At 53.2% G+C, this 19,214-nt stretch carries 15 protein-coding genes; 7 read left to right on the top strand and 8 right to left on the bottom strand.

Annotated features, from left to right (window positions below; translation table 11 throughout):
- The first annotated feature begins 21 nt into the window (after window positions 1–21).
- Genes FEM03_RS06095 through FEM03_RS06080 form a run of 4 tightly spaced genes read left to right on the top strand, consistent with a single transcriptional unit; the run spans window position 22 to window position 6,615 of the window.
- Window positions 22–855, top strand: a complete 834-nt coding sequence (locus FEM03_RS06095; protein ID WP_138085302.1) for a M12 family metallopeptidase — start codon at window positions 22–24, stop codon at window positions 853–855.
- A gap of 11 nt (window positions 856–866) precedes the next feature.
- Window positions 867–2,756: a hypothetical protein gene (locus FEM03_RS06090; RefSeq protein ID WP_138085301.1), complete on the top strand. Its 1,890-nt coding sequence runs from the start codon at window positions 867–869 to the stop codon at window positions 2,754–2,756.
- A gap of 31 nt (window positions 2,757–2,787) precedes the next feature.
- Complete coding sequence (locus FEM03_RS06085) at window positions 2,788–5,304, top strand: TIR domain-containing protein (RefSeq protein ID WP_138085300.1); 2,517 nt, start codon at window positions 2,788–2,790, stop codon at window positions 5,302–5,304.
- 6 nt (window positions 5,305–5,310) lie between these two features.
- Window positions 5,311–6,615 (top strand): DUF4062 domain-containing protein, encoded by a 1,305-nt coding sequence (locus tag FEM03_RS06080; RefSeq protein WP_138085299.1) that lies wholly within the window; start codon window positions 5,311–5,313, stop codon window positions 6,613–6,615.
- 81 nt (window positions 6,616–6,696) lie between these two features.
- On the opposite strand, the gene FEM03_RS06075 is transcribed toward FEM03_RS06080, so the two are convergent.
- The 4 genes from FEM03_RS06075 to FEM03_RS06060 form a co-directional block, all read right to left on the bottom strand.
- A complete protein-coding gene (locus tag FEM03_RS06075; protein WP_138085298.1) occupies window positions 6,697–8,418 on the bottom strand; it encodes a toll/interleukin-1 receptor domain-containing protein in 1,722 nt (573 codons plus the stop codon).
- 14 nt (window positions 8,419–8,432) lie between these two features.
- Window positions 8,433–9,320 (bottom strand): toll/interleukin-1 receptor domain-containing protein, encoded by an 888-nt coding sequence (locus tag FEM03_RS06070; RefSeq protein WP_206170893.1) that lies wholly within the window; start codon window positions 9,318–9,320, stop codon window positions 8,433–8,435.
- A 498-nt stretch (window positions 9,321–9,818) separates the two neighbouring features.
- Window positions 9,819–10,352: a hypothetical protein gene (locus FEM03_RS06065; RefSeq protein WP_138085297.1), complete on the bottom strand. Its 534-nt coding sequence runs from the start codon at window positions 10,350–10,352 to the stop codon at window positions 9,819–9,821.
- Between the two features lie 170 nt (window positions 10,353–10,522).
- Window positions 10,523–10,954 carry a DUF4062 domain-containing protein gene (locus FEM03_RS06060; protein WP_166442659.1) on the bottom strand — a complete coding sequence of 144 codons (432 nt, stop codon included), beginning with the start codon at window positions 10,952–10,954 and terminating at the stop codon, window positions 10,523–10,525.
- Window positions 10,955–11,209: 255 nt separating this feature from the next.
- Between FEM03_RS06060 and FEM03_RS06055 the strand changes: the two genes are divergently transcribed.
- Complete coding sequence (locus FEM03_RS06055) at window positions 11,210–12,064, top strand: 2OG-Fe(II) oxygenase (RefSeq protein WP_138085295.1); 855 nt, start codon at window positions 11,210–11,212, stop codon at window positions 12,062–12,064.
- A 56-nt stretch (window positions 12,065–12,120) separates the two neighbouring features.
- On the opposite strand, the gene FEM03_RS06050 is transcribed toward FEM03_RS06055, so the two are convergent.
- Entirely contained in the window at window positions 12,121–13,110 is a 990-nt protein-coding gene (locus FEM03_RS06050; RefSeq protein WP_138085294.1) for a hypothetical protein, read from the bottom strand.
- 855 nt (window positions 13,111–13,965) lie between these two features.
- Between FEM03_RS06050 and FEM03_RS06045 the strand changes: the two genes are divergently transcribed.
- Together FEM03_RS06045 and FEM03_RS06040 are read left to right on the top strand one after the other, a co-directional pair.
- Entirely contained in the window at window positions 13,966–14,346 is a 381-nt protein-coding gene (locus FEM03_RS06045) for a hypothetical protein (RefSeq protein WP_138085293.1), read from the top strand.
- Window positions 14,347–14,673: 327 nt separating this feature from the next.
- Complete coding sequence (locus FEM03_RS06040; protein ID WP_166442657.1) at window positions 14,674–14,955, top strand: hypothetical protein; 282 nt, start codon at window positions 14,674–14,676, stop codon at window positions 14,953–14,955.
- A 460-nt stretch (window positions 14,956–15,415) separates the two neighbouring features.
- Here the strand turns inward: FEM03_RS06040 and FEM03_RS06035 are convergent, their stop codons facing one another.
- From FEM03_RS06035 to FEM03_RS06025, 3 genes are read right to left on the bottom strand one after another with little or no spacing between them, the layout of a single operon-like run.
- A complete protein-coding gene (locus FEM03_RS06035; RefSeq protein ID WP_138085291.1) occupies window positions 15,416–16,498 on the bottom strand; it encodes a ComEC/Rec2 family competence protein in 1,083 nt (360 codons plus the stop codon).
- A gap of 35 nt (window positions 16,499–16,533) precedes the next feature.
- A complete protein-coding gene (locus FEM03_RS06030) occupies window positions 16,534–17,910 on the bottom strand; it encodes a hypothetical protein (RefSeq protein WP_138085290.1) in 1,377 nt (458 codons plus the stop codon).
- A complete protein-coding gene (locus tag FEM03_RS06025) occupies window positions 17,907–19,115 on the bottom strand; it encodes a caspase family protein (RefSeq protein WP_138085289.1) in 1,209 nt (402 codons plus the stop codon). The genes FEM03_RS06030 and FEM03_RS06025 overlap by 4 nt, the downstream gene beginning before the upstream one ends.
- Window positions 19,116–19,214 lie beyond the last annotated feature (99 nt).

Genomic DNA, 19,214 nt, shown 5'->3' with positions numbered 1-19,214 from the left:
CACTCAAATTACGACACGCTTATGAATGCCAACGAACTGACTGAACACATCATAAAGACCGCCCGGACCATTCAGGCGGGCAATGAAACCGGCTACATCGTCGAAAACGATTTGGTGATTCCTGCAAGCCAGCTTCAAAATTATGCGAGGGAAACTCTCGCCTTGCTTTCTAACGAGAAGCGTGACGCCGCCACGGTGGACCGTCTCATCGTCGCCACTTTGAATGACAAAAAACTCCGTTGGGCGCCCGGCACAGTGCTTAGCTGGACGATTGATGAGGTTTCCTTTGGCGAACACAAAGCCTGGTTTCAAACCGCGAAAACAATTTGCGCCCAAGCCGCCGACGATTGGAACAGGGCTGCAAAAGACGAGGGTGTTCTGGATATGATCCGCTTTGCTCCCGCAGAACCCGGGAAGAAAGCCGCTTTCACTTTTGCCTACCATCCCTTTCCGAGTGATCCTAACTTGCTCGCGCTGGCCTTCTTCCCCAACGCCGCAAAGAAAGACCGCATCGTGTTCATCGGCCCCGGCACTTTCGCTCTTGACCTCCTCTACGACCGGGTCGGCATCATCCGGCATGAGCTGGGGCATGTGCTGGGATTCCGCCACGAACAAATCCATCCCAAAGCCCAGGAGGGGATGACTGCGGCGGAGAAAAAGCGCATGGAAAAATGGGTGAGCGGCGGCCTGGGAGCGGAGGAGCTTACCGAATGGGACAGCCAATCCGTCATGCACTACCCGCTAAATGGCCACGGCACGCTGCAGTTCGCCCTGAGCGATGATGACAAAACCGGCTTCGGAAAACTCTACCGCATTGAGAAAGGCGCTGACAAGGTAGAGGAATGTCACCTTTAAACAGATGCGCCATGCCCACCATTCGTAGCGCCGCGTTAAGCGAAGCCGATGAGACGCTCGTTCTCTCGGAGATGACTTTGAACGACCTTGCCAACCAGAATGGCGGTGGCGCAGCGGATTTCTCCATGTTTTCAAGACATGCGAAGGAACTCCACCAATACCTCTCCGCGCATCGGGCGAAACTGGTGGAGTGGCGGGATCAGGTCGCCAATCTGCCACCCCAGCCCGATGAGGAAATCCCTCCGCACGCCAATCCGCCCACAAATCCCGCAATTCACCTTTTGACCAGCTATCGTTTCGATCTGGACTCCGCCGTTCGTTTTGTCGTGGAAGCCTTCCTCAAGCCGCGCCGCAGCGCCGATTCCGCGCGGGTTCTGGAAGCGGCGGACTGGTATTGCGTGGATGCCTTCCAGGAGCTTCTGAAGCGAAGCGGGCAAGATGCGAAGCGCCTCCCCGTTGGCCCCATCGTCGCCATCGATTCTCAACGCAGTCCGGCCATTTGGAAGGAAACGGCGGCGCTTAAAATCCCCTCGCTTTTCACCGAGTCCATCACGGTGCGTGATCGCAACGGCTCGCTCGGCTCCCTGCCGCCATTCCCGGTGATTTGCCTTCCCGCCGATCTCACTGGCCTGCCGGAATACCTTGTCCTGCTCGCTCACGAAGTTGGCCATGCGGTGGATGACGCGCTGGGCGTAAGCGTCTCCATTCTGGAAGAGCTGGGCAAGAATGACGCCGCCAAGCCCAACTTCGGTTTCTGGAAAGCCTGGATGCGTGAGATCGTCGCGGATGCCGCCGCTGCCGCCATCGCGGGCGAAGCCTTCACCCATGCGCTCTGGCGTTACATGGGGCGTCAGTCGCTCAACCGCCGGCTCACCGAGAGCCATCCCTACCCGCCAGCGGAACTGCGGTTGATGTTCCTGCGCCTCATGCTCGGCATCGCTGCCGATAAAGCCATCGAAGGACTACCCGATGTGACATCGATGGAGATTCTCCCTGATAAAGCGACAGAATTAAAGGACGATTTTGAAGCGATGGTGCTGCCGATCCTTCAGGAAAAACTGCCTGGCATAAGCGCACTGCAACTCGCCAACGCATCCGAAATCGAACAGGCGGTAAAGCAGCTCAGAGGCAATCGCAAAACTGAACTGAATAGCCTTACTTTTCTGCAAATGCCCTCCGTTTTCGCCCTCGCCATCCGGGAGGAAAAGGACTACCGCTTCCGCGCCCGCTTCAAAGCATGGCACCTCAAATATCGCCAGCGAATTCCCCCACCGGACTGGATCAACGCCCAAAGTGACTGGCAGTTCACCGAAGACATGCTGCCCACCCTCCGCGCCACCCTGCTTGGCCCGGATGGCATTACCAAATACCCGCCCATCGTCTTGCTTGCCGCCCACCACCGCATCAGCTTCGTCGGCTCCACCAACAAATGGCTCACCGATGCCTTCAAGACCGCTCTCCCGCTCCGCAAAGGCCGCCCATGGGACCGCATCGACGTCTTCTTCGCCTCCAATAAACTGCTGGAACAAGTCGAACGTTACGATAATCCCTCCGAAGAAAAATGGGATCTTGCACGCCTAAAAAGGGAACGTGATCAGCAACTGGAGTCCTTGAAAGCCCTTTTCCAGACCCACCGGGACATGATTAAAAAAGCCGTCTTCCATTTCTTTGACGGCCCAGCCCTCTTCGCTTCCTATTGGGACAGCGATGCCCGTTATGGCCGCATCCATGTCAGCACCCAGCTACTTGGCATAGACATCGGCCAATGTCCCGCCACCGACCACCTTTGGCTCCGTGAAGAACCCACCTCCTCCTATCGTAGCTATCAGGAACACCTGCGGACGCTCGAAACAACAGCGCATATAATGTTCACTCTTCTTGAAACCGGGACACTCGCCTGATCCGTTGCAAAATTATCAGCCATTCAAAGCCATGCCCACAGCCTCCATTTCCAGCCTTTCTCCCGTTCGTATCTATATCCTTTGGCATCCAGGCTTGGATGAATCGGTCGAAGTGACGGACGTCAAATCCGGCGAAACGGGTCCAGAAAGCAAGCCTGCCACCCAGAATCAACGCGGCCTTCTGCTCGCCCGCCGCCTCTATCACTGGTTCCGCTTGGAAAATATGGAGGGCATTCCCGTTTACTTCCGCAGCGCAGTCGCCTACGGCGACTCAGTCCCTCCACCCTTATATGATGACCCCGGTATTCTGAATTACATCATCCCGCTGATCGATGCAAACATGGTGGCCAGCCCAGATTGGCGACGCTATGTCAGCGCGTTTGTCGGTGGAATGCTGCCCACATCACCAGCCACTGGCAGCGCTAAAACCAAAGCAAAGAAATCCCCCCCAGCAGCTGCGGAATGCGTCCTCCTCCCCGTCGCCATGGAGCCGCTCGCTTATAACATGCCGGAATCCATGCGGCGGCTCAACTTCATCCGTCACATCGCCAAAGATGATCAGCCCGTCGACGATGAAACACTTATAGCACGGTTGACAGAAGTCATCTGTCGCGACCTCCGCGCCCGCATGTTCCAGAAAAAAGCCAGCAATCGAATCAAGCAGCCCCTGTCACCGCCCGACAAGATCAAAATCTTTCTCAGTCACGCCAAGGCAGATGACACCAAGGAAGCCATCGCCCTCAAAGAATACATCCAGCGAGAAACCCAGTGCGAAGCCTTTTTCGACGAGACCGACATCGCCTCCGGTTACGATTATGCCCGCATTCTGGAAAACTCCATCACCCAAGACTCCGCTGGTCTTGTCGTCATCCAGGGTGACAATTACGCTGACCGCCCTTGGTGCCGGAAGGAAATCCGCGATTTCCTCCAGCCCTTCGCCTACCCTAATTCTAGCAAAGAACAACGCCTCCAGTATTTCATCCACCCAGTTATCGTAGTCCAAACCATGAAGGGGCATCAAATCGCCCGCACAATTCCCGAACTGGGCTACTCCCCTTGTATCCGCTGGGCCACCAAAACTCCAGATGACTACTTTGCCACACCGCGCTTTGTGGTCACCACACTGCTGCGAGAAATCCTCTTCAGCCTGTTTCATCGCCTCCTGGCTGAAAGCATTGCCGAACGAAAAAAAGATTGCCGCGAAATCTTCATCAATCGCAGTCCAGATCCCTTTCTCATCAACCGCATCCTAGCCAACAAAGCCACCAATTTGTTTCTTAAAGGCAATCAAGCATGCTCCTTTGTCCACCCGGGGTATGGACTCAGCGGCATGGACAGAGAAGGATTGAAAGCGGCTTTCCCTCAATGTGAATTCACCTCCTTTCTCTCCCGCTCCTCCTCCAATCGGTGGGCAGGCCTCAAGCTCAAAGGAAAAGTCATTGCAATCTCCGTCGGCAACCCCGGCGATATTCTGGCCAAAGGCCTGTGGGACGAGCACATCCAGGAACTCCTCGTCCGGCTTCTGCGGCCGCTCCTGCACGCCCAGGCATCGATTCTCTACGGAGGAACCTTGCCTAAAAACCTTAAGTCATCCCCACCTTGGGAAAAAGGCATCAACTTCACCGTCACAATGCTCAGATTGCTAGCTGGTGAGCGGCAACCCATCAACGAACACGAGGAACAACCCAGACTCTACATTCCCACCCCCTGCCACGAACTGCCCATTTCAGCCAAAACAATCGCCCAGTGGACTGACATCTGCAGCTTCGTCCCTGTCACGGCGGAGGACACCGGCATTGAACTGAAATCTCTGCAGGAACCAGCCCCGCCGTCGCCCGACCCCGAGGAACTGGCCGCGCTTTCCTACACCGAAAGACAGAAAACACAGCGGGAGTATGAAGACGCTAAAAATGAATATCACGTTCGTAGGCGCGCCATCGAAGCCCGTGCCTACTCCGCAATGCGTCGTAAAGTCTGCGACTCCAAATCCCTCCTTGTTTGTTCTCTGCCAGATTCTCTTTCGGACACTTTGGGAACAAAGCGCGTGAAAACCCACGCGCACATCCTCATCGGAGGAAAATTGCTGGGCTTCGCCGGTATCATGCCCGGTTTGTTCGAGGAATTCCTACACGCCGTCAGAGCAAAAAAGCCTATCTACCTCATCTCCGAATACGGTGGTGCCGCCGCCCTGCTGGCAAAATGGTTGATCCATCCTCCTGCCAAACAGCCTCCCGAACTCACTATTGAATATTATAAACAGCATAGTGAGAAATATGCGGAGACATTCTTAGAGTTGGAAAAACTGCCTACAACCCTTCCTAAGATGCCGACGCCACAGGACGCTTTCGACAAACTGAGGGGGTATATTGATCAAGTCAGTGGACATGGTGATTTGGCGAAAATTTTCCGCAATGGTCTCACTCACTACGAGAATCTTGACCTTCTCAGCGCGGGCAATTCCGGAACCATCAGCAGGCTTATTTGGACAGGCATCGGCAACTTGAAATCGACGACGAAAAAGGAAACGGAGCACCAAATCGCACCCTAACAACCTATGGGGAACCGGCCCGATATCTTCATCTCCTCCACGAGCGCCGATCTTGCCAAAGCGCGTGAAACTGTGTCCGAAGCCTTGCTTGATGCACACTGTCATCCCGTGGTGCAGGAACATTTCCCCGTCAGCGCGGGAAATATCCGCCTTCGAGAAAACTCGACCATTCAGGAGTGCCAAGCCGTCATTCATATTGCCGGGCTGGTTTATGGTTCGGAACCCCAACCTCCAATGAATCCGCGGCGATCCTACACTCAGCTCGAGTATGATGCTGCTACACAACACGAAAGACCCATTTATCTCTTTTTCCCAACCGAGAGATTTTATGAGGAACCGTCCAACCTTCCAGCAGGATTCACATTCTCAGAACCGGAGGAGAAAAAAGTCCTGCAACGTTCACACCAGGCTCGATTGCGTGCGGGTAACGACGTGTGGCATGAATTTTCCAGCCTGGAAGAACTAAGGGAAAAAGTTCTCCGGCTAGCTGTGCGTGAAGATCACTGGAAACGCCTGATCAAAGACGAAAGAAAAGCTCCATGGCGACTGGCAGCAATTGTGGTGATAAGTATCTCATTCTCCGCCGCACTGCTTTTCTGGAAAATGGACCATGAGGGAGATAAAACCCGGGAAATATTGCTTGAACTATCGCAACATCCGAACAGGAAACTGGAAGATGTCTCAGAAAAACGCGGTCTTTCCCAGGAACAGGCGGTCCAGGGCATCACCGAGTTCAAAGCTCGTGTTGATTCAGACCTCAATGCGACACCGGAAGACAGGAAGCTGAGCGAAGTGGCCGGCAAATTCGTCCTGGCCGGATTCACGCCAGAACAGTTTAAAAATTATGTGGAACAGTTGCATTTTGATGACTGGAAGCCATCCTTCGTCGTCCTGCATCATACAGCCAGCCCGTTGGAGAAATGGGAGAAATCTCCCGAGCGGGGACTGCGGTCATTCCATGATTTCATAACTCAAAGTAAGAATTGGAACGGGGGACCTCATCTGTTCATAGACAGGGAGAAAATCTGGGTTCTCAACCGTCTCACGGAACCAGGAATCCACGCCCGTGCCTGGAACAAAGTTTCGATAGGCATCGAAATGGTGGGGGACTATAATCACGATCCATTGAGTGACGAGATTCGCGACAATACCGTCGCGGCAATCGCTATACTGAACCGGAAGCTTGGTTTGGGCGAGGAGCACCTGCGCCTTCATAGCGAAGCCCCTGACTCCAAATCAACCTGCCCGGGCAAAAACGTCTCCAAAGCAGACATGATCCAGCGAATTCTGAAAACCATGCGGACACCATGATCTTTCCCTATCTCTCTCGTGATAGCCGTGATTCAGGCACGCGATAAGATACTGCCATTCTCCGTCGAATCTGAAGCACTTTTACCTCAGGGCCGAGGATTTTTGAAGATGCCACCAGACGATCAGTTCCAGTTCCAATGTGCGGCGGGTCATCTCATTTCCAATCATGTCCGGCAGTTCGGTCGCCCGCCGCCACTGACCCGCTAAGACCAATGCCTGCGCCACGGCGAAATGCTCATGCCAGGTGCGAGAAGACTCAATGGGGGCATTCGCAGCCGCCAATGCCGAGACAAACAGAGGTTCGGCCGTAGACTCGTTGCCTATAGCAAACTCAGCCAACGCACGGAAGGCCAGTGGCTCGGCATGAGAGTTGTCCAAGGGCGCTTCCTCAAGGTAGGCGGTCCGTCGCAGCAGGTTGGAGGCCTTGTCGTGCAACCCCGCCAGAGCCACGATGGCGGCAAGAGGCTGCGCGGCGGTGCCGGGATCGATACCGGCGGACAGTTTCCTTTCTGCGTGCGCTGCCACTGCGGCCAGCAGTTCCCTCCACACTGGCTCGCGCACTCGTCTCCGCAATGCCGCGTCAACGAGCACGATCTGGATGTGATACAGCGAACGATCCTCTTCCAGTCGCTGCAACCACTCCTGACGGAGCCCACGCTCGACGCTGGCATCTAGGGGCTTCTCTGCAAGCAGGTGTAGTTCCAGCCAGAGCGGAAAATGCTCCGAGGCGTCCTGGGGATGGCTCCGTCGCCAACGCTCCCAAGCCTCCATCGCTTCGCTCCACCAGCCGGAGGCGGCAAGCGCACGCATCCACGCCTCCTCGCCGATCTTCCCTTGCATGGCGCTCCAGGCCTGTTGCCGCTCCTCCTCCCCACCCGCTACGCGTGCCCCCAGCAGGCCAGCTCGTGGAAATCCGGCTCCCAAATCACTTCCAGCTTCCTTCACCAACATGCGGACCTTTTCCTGATCGGGAACGGAAACACCGGCCTCTATGGCAAGCATCATCGTCGCGTAAAAGAACCTCCCTTTCACCATCGCGGCGAGACCGCGGGCCGATTTGGGTTCGTCCGCGCGCGCCAAAGCCAGGACCGCCGGACCCACCCATTCGGTGTGGTCGAATTTGAGTCCCGGAGCCTTCGTGATCAAGGCGCGCTGGTGACGCCACATCGCCCCATCTGGGGTGCGCAACCACCACCAGACGCCCGCTCCCGACGCAAAAAGCACCACCACTAGCCATGACGCGATCCTCCACGAACGGGCGAGAAACCGAGCCCGACGGTCGAGCAGGGCATCTTTGTCCGCCATTCCCACCATGGGAGCCAGCAAGCTGAGCGCCGATGCAGTGGCATCCTCCACAGACTCCTCACGCAAATCCGGCGTCAAATGCTCAAGCGGTTTACGGTCCAGTCGCTTTTCCAGTGCGGCGATCCAGCCAGAAGCTCGCTCGTCCCCCTCTGGATCCTTGTCCGCGCGGCCACCCACCCGGCAAATCAACACCCGCTCCGGCGGTCGGTTTTCCTTGCCGAGAAAGTGTTCAATCTCATCCGTAACCCATCGCGATCCGGGAACGCTCCCAGAGACGCAAATCACCAGATATTCGCTCGCGTCCAAGGCACGCTTGATGCCTACGTCCAGAGACCCGGCGATCAACGACTTCCGATCAAGAAAAATCCTCCGTCTCGAATTGCCCGGCACCCAGTATCCCTCCAGCACGCCCGCAAGCCATTTGACCTGCTCCCTGTCCTTATGGCTGTGGCTGAGAAAGGCTGTGTAGCCCGGCCGTATGGAGGAAGACAACTTCATGAGCGGATGTCGTTTCAAGGATGGGGAGGTTTGAATTCGTAGAGTAGGTCGAGAGGGTGCGACTCATCTTTTAGCTCCTCGACAATCAATTTTCTGAAGGACCACTTCTTCATGTCCGCCCAATTCACAATAGGAATCCCCTCAAGATCAGCAGGATACTGGAACACTGGGAGCCCGAGATTTGCATTTTTTTGTATTGTGCCTTCGGAAAAATTAGCAATCTCGGCACGATATTCTTCTAGCCGCCTTCGCCGCAACAGCTTGAGCATGGAGATTTCGTGAAACAGCCAAGGCGAGCGGGTGACGTTTTCTCCACCACTGATCATCTCCTCAGGACTCGTGGAACTGACCGAATTTTCCGTATTCAGGAAGAAAACACATTCACACTTGTCCATCATCTTGGTAAGCGCTGTGGCCAGCATCATGTGGACATGAGAAGTCGAAACATTCCGTCTTTCGTATGAATAGGTATTGGAATCACACTGATAGCACCACGTGTTGTCCATCTTTTTCAAGAGACCATCGGCGTGAGACCATACACAAGAGTCAATAAACGGATTCAGTCCAATCGCATTTTTGAGCCAACCTGACAGGACGAGAGCCAAGTCCCTATCCGCACGGGAGTGTGAGATAAAAACATCGGCTCGTATGCTTGGAAACCAATCGTCCATCATAGCTGCGGCATCGACGGAGCCGTCTGGCTTGACAAACCGATCGATGGACTTGCTGACGGCAGCATTTGCCAATGTCTCGGAGTGCCCGCCGATTTCGGCTAACCCCTTTAAATTTTCTTCTTTGAAGTCTTCAAGACCTTTTATCTGATAAGCGGCAAACATGGGCGCAAATTGAATTTTTTGACGAGCTATTGCAGGATACGTCAGCCAAGCAGCCTTGTCAGCCAAATCCGGGAGCAGAAAAAAAACGGATGTCTTCTTGGCTGAGGCCCCTGAAGAAGTGTTTTCGCTCTCCCATTCAGATTCAAGAGAAGGCCCAGCATAACCGCCGCCTAAAGCTGGCGCGAAGGTCGGTGCCTCTTGGTCCGCAGTTTAAGGAGGATGCGTTCGACACAAGAATTCTCAGATACCACAGCGAACCGGGCCGCTTCGCCGAAGCTTCAATCCGCCTCTTCGAGTCTCCCGCGAGGGTGAAGCAGTTCGGAGAGATTGTAATGCTCCCCGGCCACCTCGGGATGCTCTCGGGCCCAAAGGTCCCCATGTCCGCCTGCAACGCTAGGCAATACAGGCGCTCCGCGCGGCGTGTCTTTCCTACCGGCCAATACACTTGAAGATATTACTCAGTAGCGAGCCGAGGTTGCGGTGACTTCGCCCAAGGTCTTTTTGTAGAACGTTATTGTCTCCAAACGAATCAAAAAGAACGCTTCCGATTTTTGGTCAAATGTTTCACCTCGCATAAAATGTCGCGTCTACAAGCTCTAGGTCGGCCTCCTTGGAAATCAGATCGGCGATCTTTCTTCTCGATCTTGCCCGACCGGCCAATAGCTTGTCCTCGCCTTGTTCATCAAGCCATTGAAGGAACCGCTGCACTCGTTGACGCGTAGTGGTTTCATCCCGGCAATTGGCCAGAAACACCATCTGAATTTTTTGCACACTGTCGGCGACATAAACGCCAAAAGGAGCGGAGACAACGGCGGCATCAGGAAATCCGAGTTGGCGAATGGCTTGGCTTTCGGTAACCCCCTTTTGGCAGGCAATCACATGGACAGGGCCACCCACTTCGTCAGGTAAACCTTTCACCATGAGGTGATCACGAAGAAAAGGTTGACCGACCAACTCCCTCGCTCCTGCGGTGCTGAGGGTGGCGGGAATACAGTCGCAAACAAAGGCAATCTTCTGCTCGAACACGGAATGGATGACTGTCGTGGAGGTATCTTCGGCGGAATAACCTCCAGACCTCGCACGCAGGAATTTTGCCACCGCATGACGCGTGACCTCCCGCCGACGCTGGAAGTCAAGACGAGTCCACTGCAAAGCTTCCCCAGAAAAATAGCTGCCGAGAGAGCTAACCCCCACCCCCGCTCGTGCAAGATCGAGCAACGTAGCAACGGCCAATTTGGATGCTTCCTGCACCGCTTTATCTCCTGTGGTCACTTGGGATCCGGGCACATTCTGACTCGCGAAATAGCTCTGAAATTTTCCGTCTGGAGAATTCGGTGCGGCAGGATGGCCGGGAACTGAATGCTGCGCACTTTGCCATGAGCAGTGTTGAAGGCCTCAGCGAACTCGGCGTGACAGATGCCGACATGATCGCCTAGCATCTTTGATGAGCCAGACCATCCGGCATTGCCATTGTATAAGACCAGAAAAACATCGGCCTGCCGGGCTTTGTTCATGCACGTATCCCAAGTGTTTTGTGATCCAGCTGTGTGCGATTCGCCTTCGTGGATCCAAACGTCGAACAATGAATGGCCAGCGGGTCTGATGTCTTCAATGGTCTGCTTGATCGCCATCCTGACATCAGCCATAGTGCTGATTCTCCCATTGAATGAGATGGCGTCTTCGCAACGACTAGAAATCATTATGGAAAGAGGTTGGAAACTGGAGACGACTGAAGTTCTCATGAAGCGCGTGAGATCTGAAGATTTGCAGTAAAAAACATCATATAATTGGAACGAGCTACAGTGGTCAATAAAGTAGTCTTCAGGACTATGCGATTAAAAAATAAGTCAGATTCTTGAGTCCAAATTCTTGACAGCAAATCGAACTTCCTAGAAATTTCATTGGCTATATGCGCGGCCGGTTGAAAAAATGTCAAATTTCAATATTTTGTTTTTATGAAACGGGTCTTTGCAAATTCGCAAAATTCTGCTGAATGGTTACAATGGGCTCGTGAAAACCTTGAACGGGGTTGTGATCTAAAAGATATTTGCCACACGATTCGCACGAGCGGTCCAATGTGTCTGAAGTTGCCGACCACATACCCACCAAACAACCAGTATCTCTTGCACCCCAGCCAAGCAGCATACGATTATTTCCATTCGTCGCAGATAATTCCTAAAATTACACGCCCTGAAGGCGTCGAAGATTTTGTCCGCATGGGAAATGGCAATTTTCAATTGTTCTTGGGAGTTCACTTCCTCTCACACGAAAGTTGTGAATTGCTAACCGAGAAAATCTCTTCGGCGAGTCAGCAATCTACATTAACAGTGCCCGAGTCTGACAAAGATTTTCGCACAAGCATGACATGCCATCTGGCTTCTTCAGATGACAAACAAGTAGGTGAAGTCGATGCCATGATTGCCCATTCCCTCGGAATAAACTCGGACTACTCAGAGCCAATTCAAGGGCAAATGTATTCAGAAGGACAGCAATTTAAACTGCACACGGACTATTTTGAACCCCGCACAGAGGAGTTTAAGCAGCATGCTAATGAGAAAGGTCAACGAACATGGACGTTTATGATCTACCTGTCGAAACCCAACGCTGGTGGATTCACCTATTTTTCAGCATTAGACATCAATATTCCATGTGATGTCGGAACAGCGATCGCTTGGAACAACTTGCGATCAGACGGATCAGTGAATCCCTACTCTATTCATGAGGGAACCAAGATTGTATCGGGGAAAAAGACGGTAATAACCAAGTGGTTTAGGGACAAGGGAAATGGACAAGCATTCTTTTCTCGTTGAACTAAGCTTGTCGGGAAACATTGTGCACAGTTCCGAAAATCCATTTTACTCGAGATCTATAGTTGTAACCGCGTCGGCATCAACGCCCTGTCCGAACAGAAAATTGCGATTCTTCTTGGTGGTCCATACGTGCCCCTAATGTTAGTGAACACCAATACTGGGTCCATCCCTTTGTAGAGATCAAATAATTTAGCAGCCGATTTTCTTAAAGGGGCCAGTTGCCCTATAGACACGTCATCCCATACATAAATTAGCTCATTAGAGAGCATTTCATTCTTAATTATAAAATCCAACTCTGATATGATCGATTTGGGAACATGCAACGCATCTGAGAAAATTAGCGAAAATTTCATTCCCCCAAGTAAGTTCCAAGTTCCTGGCTTGAGTTTGTCTCCTCTGACATAGGAAAATTCATTCCCCCGAGAATCAGTGGCGAAATCTTCTCTTCCCGATGAAATGGAGTTCTCATTTCCTCTCCAATCTCTGAATGACGTAGCTTCCCCTTCAGGGACGCCTAGGGAACTTCCTTCACACAAAGCCCTCAACCGGCCACTCATTTCCTCTACATCTAAACCGACAATTTTTGCCGAACCAAGAAAATTCAACATTGTCAGTAAATTTTTCCCTGCTGACACACCAATTTCAAGATACCGCACGGAGCTTAGATTCAATGAAAGCAAACAAAATAGATCCGTGTATATAACAGATTGCCCAATAATGCTATTAACATGTTTAAGAGCACTTTCAGGAATTCCGTAGCCCCAAAGCGAACGATTCCATGATCCATAGTCCATCCAATTGACGTCCTTGTTAATAACCGAGCGCACTTCTCTCATAATGCGTCTGCCGAATCCTGTATGAATTGGAAAACATTGATCCGTGGAAATATTTAATTCCTCAAATTTGTTTTTACTATTTTGATTGAATCGGCCGTGTTGGATGACAATTTCTTCATCAAAATGAAACGTCCTCTGAGGATTGCATCTGAAGTTATAAAGATTCGGGGTGCTTTTATGACAAAAAGTGCCGAAAATGAGGTCTTTCATGCACCACAACAGGTATCTTAGAGAAACCTGATCCCCCCCTTTAAGATGGGGACGAAATAACGAATCTTTATTATTTAGATAGCACTCATACCAACTCCTTAGCAGATGATCTACTCTTTGATTCTTTTTAAATAATAAAACACCTGCGTTGAATTCTGGAAAACACGAAGGAATCATTCGAATAGGATCTTTTTCCCCTATTGGAGCCTGAGTAACTGGACCGGCGGCTGCAACAAAGTCAAATCTGTTTAATAGAGAAAACAGATCGTTGATAGGTTTTTTAACGATGGTATTCGCATCAAGGTATAAGGTGCAAGCGAATGGCGAACGAGAAAATCCCTCGATACGATCTAGGAAATGTTATACCAATACGGGTATATCCAATGGCAAACCGAAATCGTTGGGGTCGGCTAAGGTCACATCGCCGGAGTTTGAATTGGTGACCTCAAAACCAATGTATAATGATAAGCTCATAAAGCACCTAAACCTTATGGAGAACAACTTTTTTTGCAAAAAAACGCATCCCTCGCACCTTCCAAACGCGGTATTGTCTGAGTCACCCAACTCCGCACCGGCGGTTCCCGGTAGAGCTCTGCAGCGGAAGTCGTCGCGCCATGATTTAGAAGATGAATTTTACTCCTACAGGTTGGTCATCGCTTTTTCACTGCACGAATCACCAATGCTGTGAACCAGACATCATCCTCGTCCGCCAGTGCTGCAGTCGCTCTGGCAGCGCACAAACAGATGCTTCTGCAAAACCACAGTAGCTTGTGCAAATACGGACCTTACATTCAAACTTCATGTGCGGGAAAGCTTGGCTGCAGTCGAAATGCGCTCGGCTTCCGGAGAGTGTGGATGCTGGATGCTGTGGGGACGTGGGCTGACGCCGCTGGCAATTGGCTGGCCGTTGAGTTTCCTGACGCCACCGATGTCCCACCCATGGAGAACATGATCAAGCTGTCGGGCCTCCTGACTATCGACCGCAAATTCCTCGAATCGAGTGATTACGATATTTCGGATTCTGAAAGCTGCCCTTCGATTGAGCGGGCTATCCTTTTGCTTGAGGAAAAGGGTCTGGTAGTAGCGAGGTCCACGATCATCAAGGAGAGCACCTGTAGTAAATGCGAAGGCAGTTATCGCGATTGCGGATGTATCAAGATGGTCGGTGCAGAGGTGCGCCAGATGATCATGGATTTTGAGAACCTTGGCTTCTTCTGGACCGACAGACGTGCCTAGGGATGATTGACACCCTGTCGGCTCATCAGCCATTTGAGTCGACGCCAATCTGACGGACGAAGCCACGGGGAGGATAATCGGGCTCGGGTGAGTCATTCAACTCAATTAAATACTTGCTCCCATTTGGGAACAAACAGCGGTGCGGGCGAGCACACTTTACGAACTTCCTTCTGGGTCAGCTAGTTTTGGGCCTCCCCTACTATCGGCACCATCTGCATCCTTTCGTGGTAGACCCGATCAAGTTCTCTCAAATCCACGGCGCGGGGCTAGCCTTCGGACGACACCGCGCAGGAGAATGACGAAGTGGCGCGGCATCCCATCCGGAGAGTGTTCGACTGGCAGCGGCGTCTGGACGAAGATAAGGTGCTGACCAAAGTGCAAATTGGTGAAAAAGAGGGACTTAGCAAGGCGCGAATGACGCAGATGTTCTACCTACTACATCTGCCCAAGGACGCACAGGACTACCTCGCGGATCTCACCGCCCCCGCAATCATCATGGCTTTCAGCGTCCGCCAGTTGATGGACGTCGCCCAGTCTCCTGCCTCCGAACGGGCGGAAGCGTTCCAACGGATGCGGGCGGACTGCGAGCGGCATGGGTTGAGCAGTTGAAATGAATCGTTCCGCGTCGGGCGGTGCAGACTAGGGACATTGGGCGGAAACTCCGGTCCCTCCGTCCCGCACGTGTGTTTCATGCGTCTCAGGGATTGGTGGAACGATGGAATTGGGAAGTCTTTCCCATACAGTACTGGAGTTCCTAAGGCGGCAGATTCACGATAGAAAAAATCTGGAAACGAACCCCTGAGGTATCAAGCGATTTGCTCCCGAGTCTACTGTGCTTTCAGGGGAGGCGGGAAGTCATGGCAACGTCGCATGGATGCCTCAGCCTTTTGGGAAGCGATCAGGCATTTGTCAACGCATTCGCGGACGGTTGCAGGAACTTTCAGTGTCTGCGTTTGAGAGGTAAAGTTTTGCAGCCCTGACCTCCACTGGAGAAACCTTTGCGCGACGCTATATGAATACGTCCATGTCTTTGCGGGCCTTCTTCATAAACCAAGCGGTGCACGCATATTCAGGAGAATAAGTCGATAGTCAGCGTTCCATTCATTGCATGGTCTTCGTCGTCGCTCGGATACTCCACTTCGTAGTTCCATACTCCTCTCAAGGCAGCGCTGTCCCAGATGTCGGTGCTATCCTGCCGATAGTTGAAGTAGAACTTCTTCGGGCGGGCAGGATCCGCGGCGAGGAAACGCGAGATCAATGCAGCGTCGGGATGATGGTGGCGTGAGCCATCGGTCGAGATCGCAAACCGGATGCAGTCGATCAACCGCGGAAAGTCTTTGGAGGTGTTGGCCTTTGATCCGTGATGACTAACTTTGAGCAAATCCACTCGATAGGTCCCGCCCTCTGCTTCCGCGAGCGGCCTGAGTGCCGCCTCCAGCACTTCCGAATGGGCATCTGCTGCCAGCAGAACACGCTTGCCCTCAAACTCAGCGATGAAGGCAATAGAGGTGCCGTTGGGCTTAGTCTTGTCCCGTTGATAAGACGCCTCTGCCAGCGACTCGACTTCAGGAGCGCCTCCGAATGGTTCGAACTCATCACTGAGCGGATCGTCATCCCTGTCCGGATCAAAACTGCGGAGCCCCTCCTTCTCCAGCTCCCCATCCCACACCGGAATGAGGGCAACCAAATCCTCATCGCGAGGTGATAGTAGGCGGATTGTGAGTCCGCCCGGCAAAGAGATGGGTTCCTGGGCTTCAGGGCTGTCAACAGATACGATTTCGCTGGCAAACTCCGCATTCCACGGCCAGCCAAAATTCACAATGCCGCGTGCGAGCTTCTCTCCCTGGCGGGCACCAAACGCCTCCAAGACCGACTGACGGTGATGAGCCGCCTGCAACTGGGGTCGCGCATTGTACCACACTCGGGCTGGAGCAAAGGGAGCAGCGGCTTCCTTCACCAGCGGAACAGCTCCTGCGATGTGATCGGCGTCAATATGCGACATGACAAAGAGCTCAATGTTTGACAGTCCCACCAATCGATCCTTTACCGCACGGTAGGTTCCCTCACGGCCGAGGTCGACGATAAGATGGTGCAATTCAGTGCTCCGCCCCCAGGTCAGCAGGAGACAATCACCATCTTTGGCAGGCAGCATGGTCAGTCGGAAAGTCATGGAGTCGGAGTTGAGTTCTAAGAGAGACTAATCACGGTGAAGGGTTGCCCAGGATCAATACGGGCGGTGACAGGTGCGATGAAACGCCGCAGTTTTTCGGCTTCAGGGATCACGTCACTCATCTGGGCCAAGGCGCGGTTCGTCATGGCGATACTAGCGGAAAAGAAGGGGATACCGCGGTAAACGCCTTCCTCAACTCGTCGGAAGGCATCCTGCAACTGCTCAAGATTCTGCGCCTTCGCCGCACGGCGGCACCCCAGTAAGATGGGACCATCGGGGATGCGGGGGAACCAGTTTGCCAGATTGTCTAACCAAGGGTCCCAAGTCTGCTGCTGGGTACTCTGACAACGGGCAATCGAAATAATGCCTCCCGCGACTGCGACTAGGGGACCTTTGACCTTGCCATAAAGAGCATATTCCGGGTTCTCTCGACTCAGAACTTTGTCGATCATCCCGTCCGCCTGATTCAGGCGCCCTGAACCCAGGAACTCAAGCAGTCCAAACCATTGCTTATCCTGGACACTGAGTGTAAGGTGACCGGGCCGTTCCTCGCCCAAGGGGCTCTGTCTTGTTCGGTCATACACGAACCGAATTGATTCGGTTTTATCACGCGGGTTGTTCCCCCACCACGCCCAAGGGACCGAAGCCAAGGTCCGTTGTCCGCCAATCTCAAACAGCACCCAGCGTGGGAAATGAAAAGACCTAGGCAAATGGTGGTGATAATGCCAATGACGCAAGTTATCCACAAGATGCGCGCCCAGCTCATATGTCGGCATGTCAGGAGACCACGTCACGTACTCAGAATCGCTTTGCGCAGCCCAATCCAAAGTATGCATCGGGAAATAAGGGCCCAAGTTATCCCAGGCTCTCCAAGCATTTATGCCTTCCCACAAGAATACACCAGACACGGAGGGAGGCCCTTGAGGTATATTCTCGCGGTGATGCGCCATGCGCAACATTCCCTTTTCCAGCAAGGTGGACTCATGCGTGGACTCTAAACCCATACTGCCGGCTACTACGCGAGACGTATGCGGCTTGGCCCGCACGATTCCAGCGAACTGTTGCCAACCAAGGTATTCGTGCGGTGAAACATCCATCTTGATCGACTCATGATGGATATTTCCCTTCTTAACGAGAAACTCCCGCTCAATCCCCTCACCTCGGGGTAGAATGATTGTTACGCGGTAATAACCGCCACCGGGCAAGTCAAAGCTTGTCCACCGCTCGTCCTGCGAATCCCCGCCCTCGATACCAACCGGTTTTTCCTTCTGCCACCAGCGCTTGACCGGCTTGCTTTTCTCAGTGGTCAATCGACGGACCTTCGCCACGGCGGCCGTCTGAATGCTGCCTTCGGCAAAGGGCTGCCGCACTTGGATGTCGAGGCGGGTTTTCATTGCACTTTCAAGGTCACATAGGCCACCGGCGGAGTCAGGTACCGCGTCTGGGGTGAAATAGTTAGGGATTGATCTGGAGGCAGAGTACCGCTGAACAGCCATGTATCGGAGGAAAGATCGAACTTGCAGCAGTTCTCCACACCGCTGTCCGAGCCACGCTGGCTCTGGGTAGGCTCGGTGCCTTTTCCGTGCGCGCATTGCAGTTCGGCAGCTTTCCACGCGCCGAGGTCTGACAGTGTGACGAAGGAGCGGGTCACGATAGGAATGTCGATCTCGTTGAACTCAAAAGAGGAGGCGTCCAACGCATTCGGCTTGCCTCGATCGAGAAACTGAGGCGGCAGGCGCAAATTTACCAAGCGGGTCACTTCAGTCAGCAGATTGCCAGTCGTCGTCTTCCAGGGTCCTGTCTTGGCATCGGCGGCGGCGAAGCTCAGTGCGTCCAGTATCGACTTGCTAAAGACACTGACCTTGTTTTTGACTCCGAAAGCTTCCGCCCCATCGATTGTCGGAAACAGTACAAACTGTTGAGGTGCGGAGGAGTGACCACGCTCAAATTTGAGGATGCTCACCATGCCCGAGCCGATGGGGACATTGCCTTCATACTTACGGTCGACGTCGCTTCGGCAGCAATCCAGAAGGAAAACCTGCTGGATCGCCGGAGAGTTTTTCATAACGGCGCACAACTTGGTGAGGTCGATGGCAGCCTCCAACTCGCCGCCTGTCTTGCCGAAATCCTCCAGCAGCAGTGAGGCGTGATCCCCTGCGGAAAAACCATGCCCGCAGAAATAGAAGACGGCCATGTGATCCCTGTTACTCTTCAGCTGCTCCACCCACGCCTTGGTGGCCTCGACCACGTTTGCCAGATTGGCCCGGGGCACGCGCACGAGGCCGGGGGGGGCAGAGTCACTCTGCCCGGAGTCACTCTGCCCGGGAACTTGATAATCTGCATCCGGACTCTCAGACAGCAGCATCGCCACGCTGGCTAGAGGCTTGGCGGTGTTGCGATAGTGTTTGATGAACCAGTCCGCCATGGCGCGCGCGGAGATGGGCGGTGAACTCAGTTGCTGGAGATCATCACCCACCGACGTGACTTCCGCCTTGCCCTTGCCGAATAGGTAGTCCCCCACTCCGATGATGAGCACATGGGTCCCTGCCTTGTCTGCAGGCTGCGAGATATCGGTATATATCAGCGCTGGATCACTCATGACTAGTTGCCGACTTCTATCATAAACTTGGAAGGTTATTTATTCCGTTGTAGAGCAGTAAAGAGAAATTTAGCAACTAGTTTAACCTGCTGGCGTGCT

This window comes from Phragmitibacter flavus, assembly GCF_005780165.1.
Lineage (GTDB): Bacteria > Verrucomicrobiota > Verrucomicrobiia > Verrucomicrobiales > Verrucomicrobiaceae > Phragmitibacter > Phragmitibacter flavus.
The sequence above is the reverse complement of the archived record's forward strand: the minus strand, read 5'-3'. Positions and strand labels throughout refer to the sequence as shown.